The following is a 14119-nucleotide window of genomic DNA, read 5'->3' as shown; positions in this document are numbered from 1 at the left end:
GGGTGCGGATAACGAACAGCTCGATTAACTTGCGCCGCCCGAATCGGCGGCGGTGAATACCTTGAGTTGCCAGCGGAATCGCACGGCCAGCATGCGCACCGCGAAACCGCCTGCGAGCACCACGACCGACGCCGGCCCCGGCGCCACGCCGCAGGCTTGCAAGGCCACATACACGGCGCCGGCGCCGAGGGCGATGCTGGCGTACAACTCCTGACGCAACACCAGCGGCATCTGGTTGCACAGCACGTCGCGCAACATGCCGCCGCACACGCCGGTGATCGCGCCGGCCAGCACGACAAGGGCGGGGCTTACGTCCAGCGTCGCGGCCACGTCGCAGCCGATCACCGTGAAGGCGATCAGGCCGATCGCGTCAACCGTGACGAAGAGCCTCTGCCAGTTGCGCAGCCACTTCGCGCACGCCGCGGCAACCGACGCCGCCCCGATTGTAATGAGAACGTAATCTGGATGCGAGATCCACGCAAGGGGATAGTGACCGAGCAGGACGTCGCGCACCGTGCCGCCGCCGAGCGCGGTGACGGTGCCGACGAGGCACAGACCGAAGCGATCCATGCCGCGGCGCATGCCCATGAGCGCGCCGGACATGGCTTCCGCGACGATCGCGAGCAGGTAGAGGAGATGGAGCAGCATGACGGCGAGCCTCGATGAACGGCGCTCGCGGACGGCTCCGACGTGGAGCGCATCTGCGCGGCGGGCGTTAAAAAAGCGGCCATTATCGTAAGCGTGCCGTTAGCATGAAAATGCCTTAAGCAAAATTCGGCGATGCCAAATTCGGCTTAACCTGGTTGCAGTTTGGCGCGTGGTAAGCGTTTGCTGAGCAAGGCGACACCAGGTGCGCCAGAGGTGGTCCAAGGTGGACCGAGGCGCGCGCGGGCGTAAAAAAAACCGCGCGGACTTAAAAAATCCGCGCGGCTCTTTCGTTCGATTAATGCGTCGACTCCGACGCGGCGTGTTAAAGAGGCGCTCCCTGCCTGTTGAGCGCCTTCTTTTTTGTGTGCTGCTTGCTCCGGTTTCGGCCGGTCTGAAAACGCTCAGGCCGGCAGCGCGAAGCTCGAAATCGCTTCGCGCAACACACCCACCTGGTCCTTCAGCGAATGTGCCGCGGCGGCCGCCTCTTCGACCAGTGCCGCGTTCTGCTGCGTGACCTGATCCATTTCGCCGACCGCGCGATTGACCTGCTCGATGCCCGCGCTCTGTTCGCGCGAGGCGTTGCTGATCTCTTCGAGAATCTCGTTCACGCGACGCACCGACTGCACGATCTCGCCCATCGTCGAACCGGCGTTGGCGACCAGCGACGCGCCAGCTTCCACCGTATTCGTCGAGGTCTCGATCAAGGCCTTGATTTCCTTCGCCGCCGTGGCCGAACGTTGCGCGAGGCTGCGCACTTCGGCCGCGACCACCGCGAAACCGCGACCCTGTTCGCCCGCGCGGGCCGCTTCGACCGCCGCGTTGAGCGCGAGAATGTTGGTCTGGAAGGCGATGCCGTCGATCACGCCGATGATGTCGCCGATCTGCCGCGAGCTGGCGGTGATCTCGCCCATCGTGCGGACCACGTCGTCGACCACGCGGCTGCCGCGCGTGGCGACATCCGCGGCCTGGCCGGCGAGGTGCGCGGCCTGCAGCGCGCTGTCCGCGTTCTGCTTCACGTTGACCGTCATCTGATCCATGCTCGACGCCGTTTCGACGAGCGCGGCCGCCTGTTCTTCCGTGCGTTGCGAGAGATCCGTGTTGCCGGCGGCGATTTCGGTCGCGCCGATATTGATGTTCTCGGTGCCGAGACGCACGCGCGATACCGTCTCGACGAGACCGGCCTGCATCGTCTGGAGCGCATGCAACAGGCTGCCGGTGTAATCCGACTGAACCGGCACGCGCGTGGCGAGATTGCCGTGCGCCATCAACTGCGCATGTTCCACGGCTACTTCGAGATCGCCGCCGAGCGTGCGGCGAATACTGCGCAGCACCAGCAGCATGACGGCGGTGGCGATCGCGCCGAGCGTGACGGTGATGGCGAGCCAGCGCAGCAGATTGGCGTAGAACGCGCTTTGCACGTCGTCCATATACATGCCGGTGACGAGATACCAGTCCCACGGCGCGAAGTGAATCGAGTAGCTGGTTTTGGCGACCGGTTTGTCGCTCCCCGGCTTGGACCACAGGTAGTCGACAAAGCCGCCGCCCTCGCGATTGCCCGCGTTGACGATATCGACGAACAGATGGTTGCCCGCCGGATCGGTGAACTGCGCGAGATTCTTGCCGACCATTTCCGGTTTGATCGGATGCATCAGCATGGCGGGCTGCGAATCGTTGACGGAGATGTAGCCGTCTTTGCCGTAGCGCATGGCCGCGAGGCTTTCCAGCGCCTGCTTCTTCGCTTCGTCTTCGGTAATGGTGTGCTGCTGCGCGAGCGCGTAGTAACGGCCGACGATGTGGTTGGCCTGGTCGATCAACGATTTCAGCTGATCGCGGCGGTCCGAGATCATCGAGGCACGGTTTTGCCATGCGCCGAAGCCGCCGATCAGGATCAGGCCGATCCAGAGGACGGCGATCATCGAGGCCAGTTTTCTGTTCAAAGTCATAGCGGTTTTTGCTTTCGCACAGTGGTCGGTCAGGGATTGGATTCGCTTGTGGCGAGTGGCTTGTCGCTGACTGTGTTTACGGCGCGGCGGCATGCGGTCCGCAGGGCAGGGGAAACCCGCTGTTAAACATTTTTATTCGTCTGACTAAAGAGACCTTTTACCGTTGGAACGGCATTTCTTATGTTTCGTTAAGTGGATTTAATAATTTTTTGATCATTCAATCAGGCTTTCTCGCTATTGCCAACTTAAAATGTCGGTGTTGATGAATCGGCATTAATAATTAAGGCTTTCCGTAATTAAAAAACGAATATTAAAACCTCAACATCGCCACAACTGTTGACGACCAAAACGAAGGGACGCACCGCCCATCAAAGCGCCGCCATACGATTGCGTCAGGATTCCACAAAACGCCAATAAAATCCAAGTCACGGTTCGCATTAGTGAATCGCAAAAAACGACACATTTTTCCACTTATCCGCAAATGGAGATAACCGCTGTCACGAAAAAGACGAATAAATAAAAATTCCGCTATAGTCGCCATTTTCCAGTCGTCAGTCGGGCAAAAGAAGAGCACCAATAAGCCCGCCACCAGGAGTACATAAAATGAACGCCCGCGAACCCGCTTTCGTCTCCGCTTCCCGCAGCGCGCGCCTGCGCCAGATGCTCGTCAGCAACGAACTCGAATTCATGATGGAGGCCCATAACGGCCTGTCCGCGCGGATCGTCCGCGAAGCCGGCTTCAAGGCGATCTGGGGCTCGGGCCTCGCGATCTCCGCGCAGTACGGCGTGCGCGACAACAATGAAGCAAGCTGGACGCAAGTCGTCGACACGCTCGAATTCATGGCCGACGCCAGCGATCTGCCGATCCTGCTCGACGGCGATACCGGCTACGGCAACTTCAACAACGTGCGCCGCCTCGTGCGCAAACTCGAACAGCGCGGCATTGCCGGCGTGTGTATCGAAGACAAGCAATTCCCCAAGACCAACAGCTTCATCAACGGCGAAGCGCAACCGCTCGCCGATATGGACGAGTTCTGCGGCAAGATCAAAGCCGGTAAAGACTCGCAGTCCGATGAGAATTTTTCGATCGTCGCGCGTGTTGAAGCGTTGATCGCCGGCTGGGGCATGGACGAGGCGCTGCGTCGCGCGGAAGCCTATCGCCAGGCCGGCGCGGATGCGATCCTGATTCACAGCAAGCTCTCGCGTCCCGACGAAATTCTCGAATTCGCGCGCGAATGGGCCGGCCGCGGTCCGCTCGTGATCGTGCCGACCAAGTACTACAGCACGCCGACCGAGGTCTTCCGCGAAGCCGGCATCAGCACGGTGATCTGGGCGAACCATCTGATCCGCGCGGCGACCTCGGCGATGCAGGCCGTTGCCAAGGAAATCCACGCGAGCGAAACGCTCGTCAACGTGGAAGACAGCATTGCCGCCGTCAACGAAATCTTCCGCCTCCAGGACGCCGACGAATACTCGGAAGCCGAAGACCGCTACCTGTCGAGCGGCCGTGCGGCCGGTTCCGCGGTCGTGCTCGCGGCGAGCCGCGGCAAGGGCCTCGAAGCCGTCACCGAAGACCGTCCGAAAGTGATGCTGCCGATTGCCGGCAAGCCGCTCTTGCGCTGGCTCGTCGATGCGTTCAAGAAGCAGGGCGTGAACGACATCACCGTGGTCGGCGGTTATCGCGCCGATGCGATCGACACGGCCGGCATCAAGCTCGTCGTCAACGAACAGCATGCGCAAACCGGCGAACTCGCGTCGCTTGCCTGCGCTATCGACAAGCTGGCCGGCGACACGGTGGTCTCGTACGGCGATCTGCTGTTCCGCAGCTATATCCTGCGCGATCTCGTGGAGAGCGAAGCGGCGTTCAGCGTGGTGGTCGATTCGTCGCTGACCGACGCGGAAAACGCCAGCGTGCGTGACTTCGCCTGGTGCTCGGCGGCCGATGACCGCGGTTTGTTCGGCAACAAGGTCGTGCTGCGTCACGTGTCGAGCGGGCAGGACGCCACGTCGGCCATCGCGTCGCAAACGCCGCATGGCCGTTGGGTCGGTTTGCTGAACGTGCGCGGTGAAGGCCGTGAGCGTTTGCAGGCGGTCATGAGCCAATTGCAGGCGCGCCCGGATTTCGCGTCGCTCGACATGCCCGCGTTGCTGAACGCGCTGATCGAAGCAGGCGAGTCGATCGAAGTGCAATACGTGCACGGCCACTGGCGCGGCGTGAACGACCTCGAGGACTTCCGCCGTGCGGGCGACTTCGCGCATGCACAAGCGCCGTTCGCGGCCGCGGTCGGCCGTGCGGGCAAAGGCGCGGCGGACGCAGCGAGCGGAGCCGCGCAATGATCGAGGCAGCACAGTTCGTCGAGGCGGCGCGTGAACGCGGCTTCGACTGGTATGCGGGCGTGCCGTGCTCGTATCTGACGCCGTTCATCAACTACGTGTTGCAGGACGAGTCGCTGCATTACGTGTCGGCGGCCAATGAAGGCGACGCCGTCGCGTTGATCGCGGGCGTCACGCTCGGCGCGCAAAACGGCCGGCGCGGCATCACCATGATGCAGAACTCCGGGCTCGGCAATGCCGTGAGCCCGTTGACCTCGCTCACGTGGACCTTCCGTCTGCCGCAATTGCTGATCGTCACGTGGCGCGGCCAGCCCGGTGTCGCTGACGAACCGCAGCACGCGCTGATGGGTCCCGTCACACCCGCGATGCTGGAGACGATGGAGATCCCCTGGGAAACCTTCCCGACGGAAGCCGACGCAATCGGCCCGGCTCTCGATCGCGCCATCACGCATATGGATGAAACCGGCCGCCCGTACGCGCTCGTCATGCAGAAGGGCAGCGTGGCGCCGTACGAGTTGAAGGACGGCGGCGCGAGCGAGCGCCGCGCACCCGTCACGCCGCAATCGCAGTTCACGAACGTGGCGGCGAGCGAACTGGCTTCGCGTCACGACGCGCTGAACAAGGTGATCGCGCACACGCCGCTCGACTCGACGGTGGTACTCGCGTCGACCGGCTTTTGCGGGCGCGAACTCTACGCGATCGACGACCGGCCGAACCAGTTGTACATGGTCGGCTCGATGGGTTGCGTGACGCCGTTCGCGCTGGGTCTTGCGCTCGCGCGTCCCGACCTGCACGTGGTCGCGCTCGACGGCGACGGCGCCGCGTTGATGCGCATGGGCGCGTTCGCCACCATCGGCGCGTACGGTCCGTCGAATCTCACGCACGTGCTGCTCGACAACGGCGCGCACGATTCCACCGGCGGTCAGGCGACGGTGTCGTCACAGGTTTCGTTTGCGGGCGTGGCCGCGGCGTGCGGTTATGCGTCGGCGGTCGAAAGCGACGACGCGAACGTGATCGACGCCCTGTTCGAAGCGGCGCCGCTCGACGGCCCGCGCTTCGCGCGTCTCATCATTCGCCGCGGCACGCCCGACGGGCTGCCGCGTCCCACCATCACTCCGCCCGATGTGAAGACGCGTCTGATGCGCCACATCGGCGCCGCTTAAAGTCAAGGAGCGCTCATGCTGCTGCTCAATCCCGGCCCGGTGACGCTCACCGAACGCGTTCGCAATAGCCTGTTGCAGACGGATCTGTGCCACCGCGAAAGCGAGTTTTTCGATTTGCAGGAAGAGGCGCGCACGCGCCTCGTCGATCTGTACGGTCTCGACGCGAGCGAATGGCAAGCGGTGCTGATGACCGGCTCCGGCACGGCGGCCGTCGAAAGCATGACCGCCGCGCTGGTGCCGCAAAACGGCAAGCTGCTCGTCGTGGAAAACGGCGTGTACGGCGAGCGTATTTCGCAGATCGCCACGCAGTACGGCATCGCGCATGAATCGCTGAAGCACGACTGGATGCAGGCGCCCGATCTCGCGAAGATCGCCGAACGCCTCGATGCGGATAAGGCCTTCACGCACGTCGCCGTGATTCATCACGAAACCACCACGGGCCGCCTGAACGATCTGGCCGCGCTCGGCGCGTTGTGCCGCGCACGGGGGCTGCGTCTGCTGGTGGACGGCGTGAGCAGCTTCGGCGCGGAAACGATCGATTTCGCCGACGCCAGTCTCGACGCGGTGGCCGCCACGGCGAACAAATGTCTGCATGGCGTGCCGGGCGCGTCGTTCGTGCTGGTGCGCCGCGCGGCGCTCGCGCAGGCGGCGAGCCGCACGTACTACCTCGATCTCGGCCGTCTCGCGAAGTTGCAGGATCAGCGCAACACGCCGTTCACGCCGTCGGTGCATGCGTACTACGCACTGGTCGAAGCGCTGCGCGAACTCGCCGACGAAGGCGGCTGGCGCGCGCGTCACGCGCGCTACGCGGCGCTGGCTGAACAGGCGCGGGCGGGTCTTGCCGAGCGCGGTGTCGGCAGCGTGCTGCCGCCGGAAGAGTCGTCGGTGGTGCTGCGCGCGTACCGCTTGCCGGCAGGCATTGCGTATCCGCAACTGCACGACGCGCTGAAGGCGCGCGGCTTCGTCATCTACGCGGGGCAAGGCGGTCTGTCGGCCGAACTGTTCCGCATTTCGACGATGGGCAACATTCACGCCGCCGACATCGACCGCCTGTTGCAGGGCTTTACCGAACTGATGCGCTGATTCGCGCGTCCGGTGGCTGGCCGCGCAACGCGGTCACACCGGGTCTTTGTCCGGCGGCCCATCGGGCCGCTGCGGTTCCTCGGTGTGATGGCCGGGCGACGGCGGCACTAGCGGATCGGCTTCCGGGTCGCGATTCGGATCGGCGTTGGGGTCGGGAATCGGACTGGTATGCATGTCGTAGCTCATGGCAGCACCTTTGAGTGGAGAAGAGGCCGGTGCGGCGACGGCGTCGAACTCGCGCCGGCCGTGCTCTTCAAGCGTAGGCCTTTCCGGCGCGCCGCGTCTCCTACTTTTTCACCCGACGACCCACGCTGAGCTGCCAGTAACGCTCAGTCGCGAAGATGTCGTCGTAATTGCCCGCGCCGAACGCGCGCAACTGGCTTTGGTAAGCGTTGACCGCCTCGCGTTTGAGTTGCGCGCGGCGCTGTGCATCGATCGTGTGGCCGGCGCTCGGACTGGCCGGCGTTGCGACGATGCCGCGCTGCGCGAGATCGGCGAGCCGCGCCTGCACCACGCCGGGCGTGCGCCGGTGAATCGCTTCCTCGTAACCGAACCAGGTCAGATGCGACAGGCGTGGCAGGATTTCACAGCAGGCTTCGAAGACGCGCACGTGATCGTCGTGATACAGGCCGAGCGGCATCAGCAACGTGTTGGCGGTGCTGCGGTAGATAGTTTCCTCGAGCGCCGCCGCCATTTTGCTGATCGAAGGCGAGTCCAGATACTGGCTGTCGCGAAACGGCATGCGCAGCGGAATCGCGTCGAGTACTTCGAGTGCGCGGTTGTCTTCCAGCGTGCGTTCGTGGATGGCCTGATGGGCGTCCGTGAAGCCCGACTTTTCATCCCACTCGGTATGCATCGGCTGTTCGGGTGGGGCGGCGAAGACCGTGCAGACCGCGGCGTCGGGATGGGCGGCGAGCAATGCGCCGCAACTGAAGACGGCGTCGTCGAAATGGGGCGAGACAATGAAAAGGCGTGGGCTGGTTTCGCTCATGGGACGTGTGATGGTTCGCAACGCGCGGGCCGTTGGCGAGGCCGTTCGAGGCTCGAGCGTCGCGCCGGTGCTTGGAAAAATGCGGCGTCACATCAGCTTAGGCGGAATCGTCGCGGCTTGCGCGGCGGGTTTATGGTGCGCAAGCCGCGTGCCTGATCGTGATGGTCGTGCTGATCGGGTCGAGGGTTCCCGTAGAGGCTCACCCTGGTGGGACGGAGGCTTCCTGAATTGGCTCACGATTCGAGGCAAAAAAGCTACGCTCCTTCCGCCGTCAACCCCGCCGCGCGGCTGAACGCCGCCACCATGCCCGCGACGATATCCTCGCGCAGCCGGCCGTCCATCATTTTCAGCGCATACGACGGATGCCACGTCGGCACGATCAGCCGCCCGCCGTGGTCGATAGTCTGCCCCAGATATTCGGACAGATTGACGTGCGCGCCCGTCAACGCCTTCAGCGCCGTCGCGCCGAGCGTGACGACCACGCGCGGCGCGATTTGCGTGAGTTCGTGTTCCAGCCAGTACTGGCAAGCTTCGACCTCGCGCCGCGCGGGCGTGCGGTGGACGCGCTGCTGCTCCAGCGTTTCCCACTTGTAATGCTTGACGGCATAAGTCAGATAGAGCGCCGCGCGTTCGAGGCCGGCGCGCGCGAGCACCGTATCGAGCAGTTGACCGGCGGGCCCGGTGAAGGGCGCGCCGTGCTGGTTTTCGTGCTCGCCGGGTTGTTCGCCGACCACCATGAGCGCCGCCTGAGCCGGACCGGCGCCCGCGACGGCCTGCTTCGCGTTGCGCCACAACGCGCAGCGCCGGCAGGTAGCCAGCGGGCCGGTGGGCTCGCGCAGCGGTGGCGTCACCGCCGAATATTCGAGCGGCGGCATCTCCGGAACGGTGACGGTGCCACTCTGCGCGCCGAGGCGGCTACGCTCGCGCGCAAGCTGTGCGGGCAGCGGCGGACCCACAGGCGGCGTTCTCCAGTAACGCAGCGGCACGGGCGCCGGCGCTCCATTGAAGGCGCTGGCGTAATACGCGAGCCAGAGCGCCTCGGTGGGTTCGCTGGTCGTGGCTTCGCCGGCCATGGCGCCGGGTGGTAACGCCTGGGTGGCTGGCGGATTCTGCTGCTGGCGCTCAGGACAAGAGGTCTCTCCGTCATCCGCTGCCGGCTGGCTGATTCGCAGCAACATGCCGTTCCAGAAAGCCGCGCCTCGCGGTGTCGCCAGCATCCAGGTGGAATCGCCCATGCGCTCGGCAAAGCGCTCGGCGGCCTGCGCCAGCAGATCATGATGCGGCTCGTACCAGCCGACGAATTCCGGCGGTCCCATGGACGGATCGCGCCGCCTGAACAGGGTGAGTGTCACCAGATCATTGGTTTCGTGCTCGACCGACTGGATGCGCTGATCGAGCAGCGCGCCGTCGGCGTCCTGCGGATCGAGGACGTGGCGCTCGCCGTGCGTCCAACGCCACAGGATGCGGTAGAGCAGGGACCAGCGGTCCGGCGCGCAAAAGCAGGCCGCCGTTTTCAGCCAGGCGAGCAGTTCGCGAGGAATGGCGGGCGTAGCGACGACCGGGGCGGCGGAGTTGCCGGGAGCGGCGACGCTGTTGATACCCGTGTCGACTGAATCGAATTCAACCCACTCGATCCGCTCCGGCTCGACGCCTTGCCGCAGCAGTTCCCGCGCCGCGCGGCGCCAGGCGGCAAAAGACGGTTCGATTGAAATGCGTTTCATGCGGACGCGCCGCGGCCATGCGCAACGTAACGCGCCAACCCATGCGGACAAAATACTGTATGGATGTACAGTATGCGCCTGAACACCAGTCCGGATCAAGCGTGTCACGTCACGACTGCCAGGCCAGGGTCACGCAACGACTACACGTTGCGCAAATCCTCCGGCGTGTCCACATCGCGCAAGATGCCCGCATCGTCGACGTCCAGCCGCGTCACGTGCTGCGACATGAGCAAGGACCTGGCGCCGGTATCGCCGTCGAGCGCCAGCAGCGCGTCGCGATGCTCGACGCCGAAGCCGACCGGATGTCCACGCTGCCCCTGGTAAAACGGCGCGACCAGCGATGCGCCGCCGTCCAGCGCGCGCGCCACGTCTTCGATCGTGCTGGTGGCGATGCGCGGCATGTCCGCGAGCGCGACGATCCAGCCCTCGGCGCTCTCACTGGCTTCGACGCCGGCGGCGAGACTTGCGCCCATGCCGCGTTCGGCGTCCAGCGCGAACACCACGTCGCAACCGGCATCGTTCAGGAGCCGCGCGAGCGCGTCCGAACCCGGCCGCACCACGGCCAGCACCCGCGTCACGACCCGCAGCAGCCGATGCGCGGATTCATGCGCGACCGGTGTGCCATCCGGCATGCGCGCGAGCAGTTTATTGTGCAGGCCGTCCGGGTCGAAGCGCGAACCGAAGCCGGCGGCGAGCAACACGCCAGTGGCGAGCGAGGCGTAGGCCATGGGCGGGCACCGATAGAAAGGATGAGATCGATTGTGCGATGCAACGCAGCCACAGGCAAGCGCCAATGTCGATTCACGGCGCGGGACTGCCAAGGCCACGCCGCGCTCGCTGCGAAGCAGAACGCCATGCGTGCACGGGCCCGATCCGCCTTGAAAGCAATGGCGAACATAGACATGAGCGCGTCCGCCACCGCATCCGCGCTAAGCGAACGCGCCAACGAACACAAACCCGAACGCGACCGCGTCGCCATGAAACGCACTGGCGAACGCGAGTGCGTCAAACCTGCATCGTCTGCATCACCTTGTCGAGCGTGATGGGCAGATCGCGCACGCGCACGCCGGTGGCGTGATACACCGCGTTCGCAATCGCCGCCGGCACGCCCGTAATGCCGATCTCGCCGATGCCGCGTACTCCGAGCGAGTTGATATACGGATCCGGCCGGTCGATAAAGCTAATGTCGAGCGACCCGATATCGGCATTCACCGGCACGTGATACTCCGCGAGATTCGCATTGGTGAAGCGGCCATAGCGCGTATCGAGCGAGGTCTCTTCCTGCAGCGCCGCCCCGACGCCCCACACGATGCCGCCCATCAACTGGCTGCGCGCCGTCTTCTGGTTGAGCACGCGCCCCACGTCGTACACGCCGACCACACGCGCCACGCGGATCGTGCCGAGATCGGCATCGACATGCACCTCCGCGAACACCGCGCCGAACGAGTGAAGCGAGTACTTCTGCTTTTCGTCGCCGGGCTTGACGGTCGCGCTCGCCTCGATCGGCTTGCCGCCCGAGCGCGCGATGATCGCCGCCGCCGGATCGCGCTTGCCCGGTTGCGAGCGGCTCATCACCCAACCGTTTTCCACGGTGATGTCGTCGAGCGCAATGCCATGCACGGGCGAGGCCTGATCGGCGAGCGCCAGCGCGATCAACTGGCTGCGCGCCTGGCTCGCCGCGTCGCGCACGGCCGGCGACACGCTCGCGGCCGATTGCGAGCCGCCCGACCCCGGCGCTCTGGGCAGCGACGAATCGCCGAGCGCGAAGCGAATGTTTTCCGGCGCGAAGCCGAGCGCGTCGGCGGCTACCTGAGTCATCACGGTGTAGGTGCCGGTGCCGAGATCCTGGGTGCCGGAGGCGACCATCGCGGTGCCATCCGGCAAAATTCGCGCGATGGCGCTGGCTTCGCTGCGATTGGCCGGATAGGTCGCGGTCGCCATGCCCATGCCGATCAGCGTGCCACCGTTGCGCATCGAGCGAGGGGCGGGCGTGCGCCGCGACCAGCCGAATTTCTCGGCGCCAATCTGATAACACTCGCGCAAGGACTTGCCCGACCACGGCTTGTTTTCCTGCGGGTCGGCCTCGGCGTAATTCTTGATGCGCAGCGCGAGCGGGTCCATCTTCAAGGCCGCCGCGAGTTCGTCCATGGCCGATTCGAGCGCGAACGAACCGGTCGTTTCACCCGGCGCACGCATGAAGGTCGGCGTGCCGAGATTGAGCGGCACGATGCGGTGTGTGGTCACCTGATTCGGCACCGCGTACAGCATGCGCGTGACCATGCAGCAGGTCTCGGTCCAGTCTTCGATCACCGAAGTGTTCGAGATGCTGTCGTGGCGCATTGCGGTCAGCGTGCCGTCGCGCCGCGCGGCGAGCACGAAGTGCTGCTCGGTGCGCGGACGCGCGCCGACCGGCCCGAACATCTGCGGCCGTTCGAGCACGAGCCGCACGGGCCGCCCGGTCTGCTTCGCCGCCATCGCGCACAACGACACATGCGACCACGACGAGCCCTTGCAACCGAAGCCGCCGCCCACGAACGGCGAAATCACGCGCACGTCGCCGGGCGACATGCCGAACGTCTTCGCGATTGCCTGCGCCGCGCCGCTGACGCCTTGCGTCGAATCGTAGAGCGTGAGTTGCGGACCGTCCCAGTGCGCCATCGTGGCGTGTGGCTCCATCGGGTTGTGATGTTCGATCGGCGTGGTGTAGGTCGCGTCCACGCGCACCGCGCCGCTTTGCAGACCGTCGTCGAAGCTGCCGCGTTGCGTGTCGGTCTGGCGGCCTTGCGGTTTGTCCGGCGCGTGCGCGTTCGGCTTGGCTTGCGCGAAGTCCACGGTCGCGGCGCTGCTCTGATACGCGATGCGCAACTGGCGCGCGGCGTCGGTGGCGTGTTCGAGTGTGTCGGCGACCACCACGGCGACCGGCTCGTTGCTGTAGTGAATCTGGTTGTCCTGCAGCAGCGACAGGCGGCGTCCGGCCGGCGGCGCCAACGTGGGCTTGCCACCGTTCGGCAGACGCGGCGCGTTCTGATATGTCATCACGAGCAGCACGCCGGGCAGTGACTGCGAGCGGCTTGCATCGATCGAGGCGATGGTGCCGCGCGCGATCGTGCTGGTGACGAGCACCGCATGCGCGAGACGTGCTTCAGGAAATTCGGCGGCATAGCGCGCTTCGCCGGTGACTTTGAGCAGACCGTCGGTGCGGTCGATGGGTTGACCGATCAGATTCATGCGACACCTCCCGCGCGGCCGGCGGCCTGGTTCACTGCGCGCACGATCGCGCGCTGCGCGAGCTGCACCTTGAAACGATTGTCGTGTTGCGGCCGCGCTTCACGTAAAGCGGCCGCGGCGGCGTTGGCCAGCGTCGCTTGCGTGAGCGGCTGGCCGTTGAGCATCTGTTCCGCGCTGCTTGCGCGCCAGGGTTTGTGCGCGACGCCGCCCAATGCGATGCGCGCGGTCTTCACGCGATCGCCATCCATCTGCAATGCGGCGGCAACCGAGACCAGCGCGAATGCGTAACTGGCGCGGTCACGCACTTTCAGATAGTGGGAGTTCGCGCTGAAGAGCGGCGGCGGAAGATCGACGGCGGTGATCAGTTCGCCCGGCTGCAAGGTGGTATCGACATCGGGCCGGTCACCAGGCAGCCGGTGGAAATCGGCGAACGCGATAGTCCGTTCGCCTGCGGGGCCGCTCACGCGCACTACCGCATCGAGCGCGGCAAGCGCCACGCTCATATCCGATGGATTCACGGCGATGCACTGCGGACTCGCGCCGAGAATCGCATGCGTGCGATTGTGGCCGTCGAGCGCCGCGCAGCCGCTGCCCGGCATGCGCTTGTTGCACTGAGTGAAGGCGGTGTCGTAGAAGTAGCCGCAACGCGTGCGTTGCAGCAGATTGCCGCCGACCGTCGCCATATTGCGCAGTTGCGACGATGCGCCCGCCAGAAATGCTTGCGAGAGCAACGGGTATTGCTCGCGCACCAGTGCGTGATTGGCGGCATCGCTATTGCGCACCAGCGCGCCGAGCCGGATGCCGCCGTCAGGCAGCGTCGTGACCGTATCGAGTCCGCGGATGTGCGTGATATCGATCAGCCGCATCGGCCGCGCTACGCCGCCCTTCATCAGATCGAGAAGATTGGTGCCGCCGCCGATGAATACCGCGCCCGGCTGCTGCGCCGCCCGCACTGCGCCGGCGACATCGCCGGCGCGTTCATAAGAGATCGCATCCATGCTGTCGCTC

11 protein-coding genes are annotated in these 14119 nt (G+C 65.1%); 3 read left to right on the top strand and 8 right to left on the bottom strand.

Going from position 1 to position 14119, the window contains the following annotated elements:
• Positions 1-24 precede the first annotated feature (24 nt).
• Both P0D80_RS05665 and P0D80_RS05660 read right to left on the bottom strand, forming a co-directional pair.
• A complete protein-coding gene (locus tag P0D80_RS05665; protein ID WP_408281906.1) occupies positions 25-648 on the bottom strand; it encodes a trimeric intracellular cation channel family protein in 624 nt (207 codons plus the stop codon).
• 401 nt (positions 649-1049) lie between these two features.
• Complete coding sequence (locus P0D80_RS05660) at positions 1050-2591, bottom strand: methyl-accepting chemotaxis protein (protein ID WP_408281903.1); 1542 nt, start codon at positions 2589-2591, stop codon at positions 1050-1052.
• Positions 2592-3194: 603 nt separating this feature from the next.
• On the opposite strand from P0D80_RS05660, the gene aepX reads away from it, so the two are divergent.
• Genes aepX through P0D80_RS05645 form a run of 3 tightly spaced genes read left to right on the top strand, consistent with a single transcriptional unit; the run spans position 3195 to position 7171 of the window.
• The gene (gene aepX / locus P0D80_RS05655; RefSeq protein ID WP_408176954.1) at positions 3195-4928 is read left to right on the top strand and encodes a phosphoenolpyruvate mutase; all 1734 of its coding nucleotides are present in this window, start codon (positions 3195-3197) and stop codon (positions 4926-4928) included.
• Positions 4925-6088 (top strand): phosphonopyruvate decarboxylase, encoded by a 1164-nt coding sequence (gene aepY, locus P0D80_RS05650; protein ID WP_408176955.1) that lies wholly within the window; start codon positions 4925-4927, stop codon positions 6086-6088. The genes aepX and aepY overlap by 4 nt, the downstream gene beginning before the upstream one ends.
• A 15-nt stretch (positions 6089-6103) precedes the next feature.
• On the top strand, positions 6104-7171 hold the full coding sequence (locus P0D80_RS05645) for a 2-aminoethylphosphonate aminotransferase (RefSeq protein ID WP_408281901.1): 1068 nt from the start codon (positions 6104-6106) through the stop codon (positions 7169-7171).
• A 33-nt stretch (positions 7172-7204) separates the two neighbouring features.
• Here P0D80_RS05645 and P0D80_RS05640 read toward each other — a convergent pair whose 3' ends face one another.
• From P0D80_RS05640 to P0D80_RS05615, 6 genes are all read right to left on the bottom strand, one after another.
• Positions 7205-7357 (bottom strand): hypothetical protein, encoded by a 153-nt coding sequence (locus P0D80_RS05640; protein ID WP_165614491.1) that lies wholly within the window; start codon positions 7355-7357, stop codon positions 7205-7207.
• Positions 7358-7457: 100 nt separating this feature from the next.
• Positions 7458-8162 carry a PIG-L deacetylase family protein gene (locus P0D80_RS05635; protein WP_132382126.1) on the bottom strand — a complete coding sequence of 235 codons (705 nt, stop codon included), beginning with the start codon at positions 8160-8162 and terminating at the stop codon, positions 7458-7460.
• A gap of 254 nt (positions 8163-8416) precedes the next feature.
• Positions 8417-9883, bottom strand: a complete 1467-nt coding sequence (locus tag P0D80_RS05630; protein WP_408281898.1) for a UdgX family uracil-DNA binding protein — start codon at positions 9881-9883, stop codon at positions 8417-8419.
• A 140-nt stretch (positions 9884-10023) separates the two neighbouring features.
• A complete protein-coding gene (locus P0D80_RS05625) occupies positions 10024-10611 on the bottom strand; it encodes a nucleotidyltransferase family protein (RefSeq protein ID WP_408281896.1) in 588 nt (195 codons plus the stop codon).
• Positions 10612-10888: 277 nt separating this feature from the next.
• Positions 10889-13111: a xanthine dehydrogenase family protein molybdopterin-binding subunit gene (locus tag P0D80_RS05620; RefSeq protein ID WP_408281895.1), complete on the bottom strand. Its 2223-nt coding sequence runs from the start codon at positions 13109-13111 to the stop codon at positions 10889-10891.
• The gene (locus P0D80_RS05615; protein WP_408281893.1) at positions 13108-14109 is read right to left on the bottom strand and encodes an FAD binding domain-containing protein; all 1002 of its coding nucleotides are present in this window, start codon (positions 14107-14109) and stop codon (positions 13108-13110) included. The genes P0D80_RS05620 and P0D80_RS05615 overlap by 4 nt, the downstream gene beginning before the upstream one ends.
• Between the last annotated feature and the right edge of the window lie 10 nt (positions 14110-14119).

Origin of the sequence: Paraburkholderia sp. RL17-373-BIF-A, from assembly GCF_046030175.1 — a bacterium.
Lineage (GTDB): Bacteria > Pseudomonadota > Gammaproteobacteria > Burkholderiales > Burkholderiaceae > Paraburkholderia.
Note: the sequence above shows the minus strand (reverse complement) of the source record. Positions and strands in the feature narration are given on the sequence as shown.

Bases quoted from the DNA above. Each gene is read 5' to 3' on its own strand.
- P0D80_RS05665 (WP_408281906.1), bottom strand. From the start codon at position 648: ATGCTGCTCCATCTCCTCTACCTGCTCGCGATCGTCGCGGAAGCCATG.
- P0D80_RS05620 (WP_408281895.1), bottom strand. From the start codon at position 13,111: ATGAATCTGATCGGTCAACCCATCGACCGCACCGACGGTCTGCTCAAA.
- aepY (WP_408176955.1), top strand. From the start codon at position 4,925: ATGATCGAGGCAGCACAGTTCGTCGAGGCGGCGCGTGAACGCGGCTTC.
- P0D80_RS05660 (WP_408281903.1), bottom strand. From the start codon at position 2,591: ATGACTTTGAACAGAAAACTGGCCTCGATGATCGCCGTCCTCTGGATC.
- P0D80_RS05635 (WP_132382126.1), bottom strand. From the start codon at position 8,162: ATGAGCGAAACCAGCCCACGCCTTTTCATTGTCTCGCCCCATTTCGAC.
- aepX (WP_408176954.1), top strand. From the start codon at position 3,195: ATGAACGCCCGCGAACCCGCTTTCGTCTCCGCTTCCCGCAGCGCGCGC.
- P0D80_RS05645 (WP_408281901.1), top strand. From the start codon at position 6,104: ATGCTGCTGCTCAATCCCGGCCCGGTGACGCTCACCGAACGCGTTCGC.
- P0D80_RS05640 (WP_165614491.1), bottom strand. From the start codon at position 7,357: ATGAGCTACGACATGCATACCAGTCCGATTCCCGACCCCAACGCCGAT.
- P0D80_RS05625 (WP_408281896.1), bottom strand. From the start codon at position 10,611: ATGGCCTACGCCTCGCTCGCCACTGGCGTGTTGCTCGCCGCCGGCTTC.
- P0D80_RS05615 (WP_408281893.1), bottom strand. From the start codon at position 14,109: ATGGATGCGATCTCTTATGAACGCGCCGGCGATGTCGCCGGCGCAGTG.
- P0D80_RS05630 (WP_408281898.1), bottom strand. From the start codon at position 9,883: ATGAAACGCATTTCAATCGAACCGTCTTTTGCCGCCTGGCGCCGCGCG.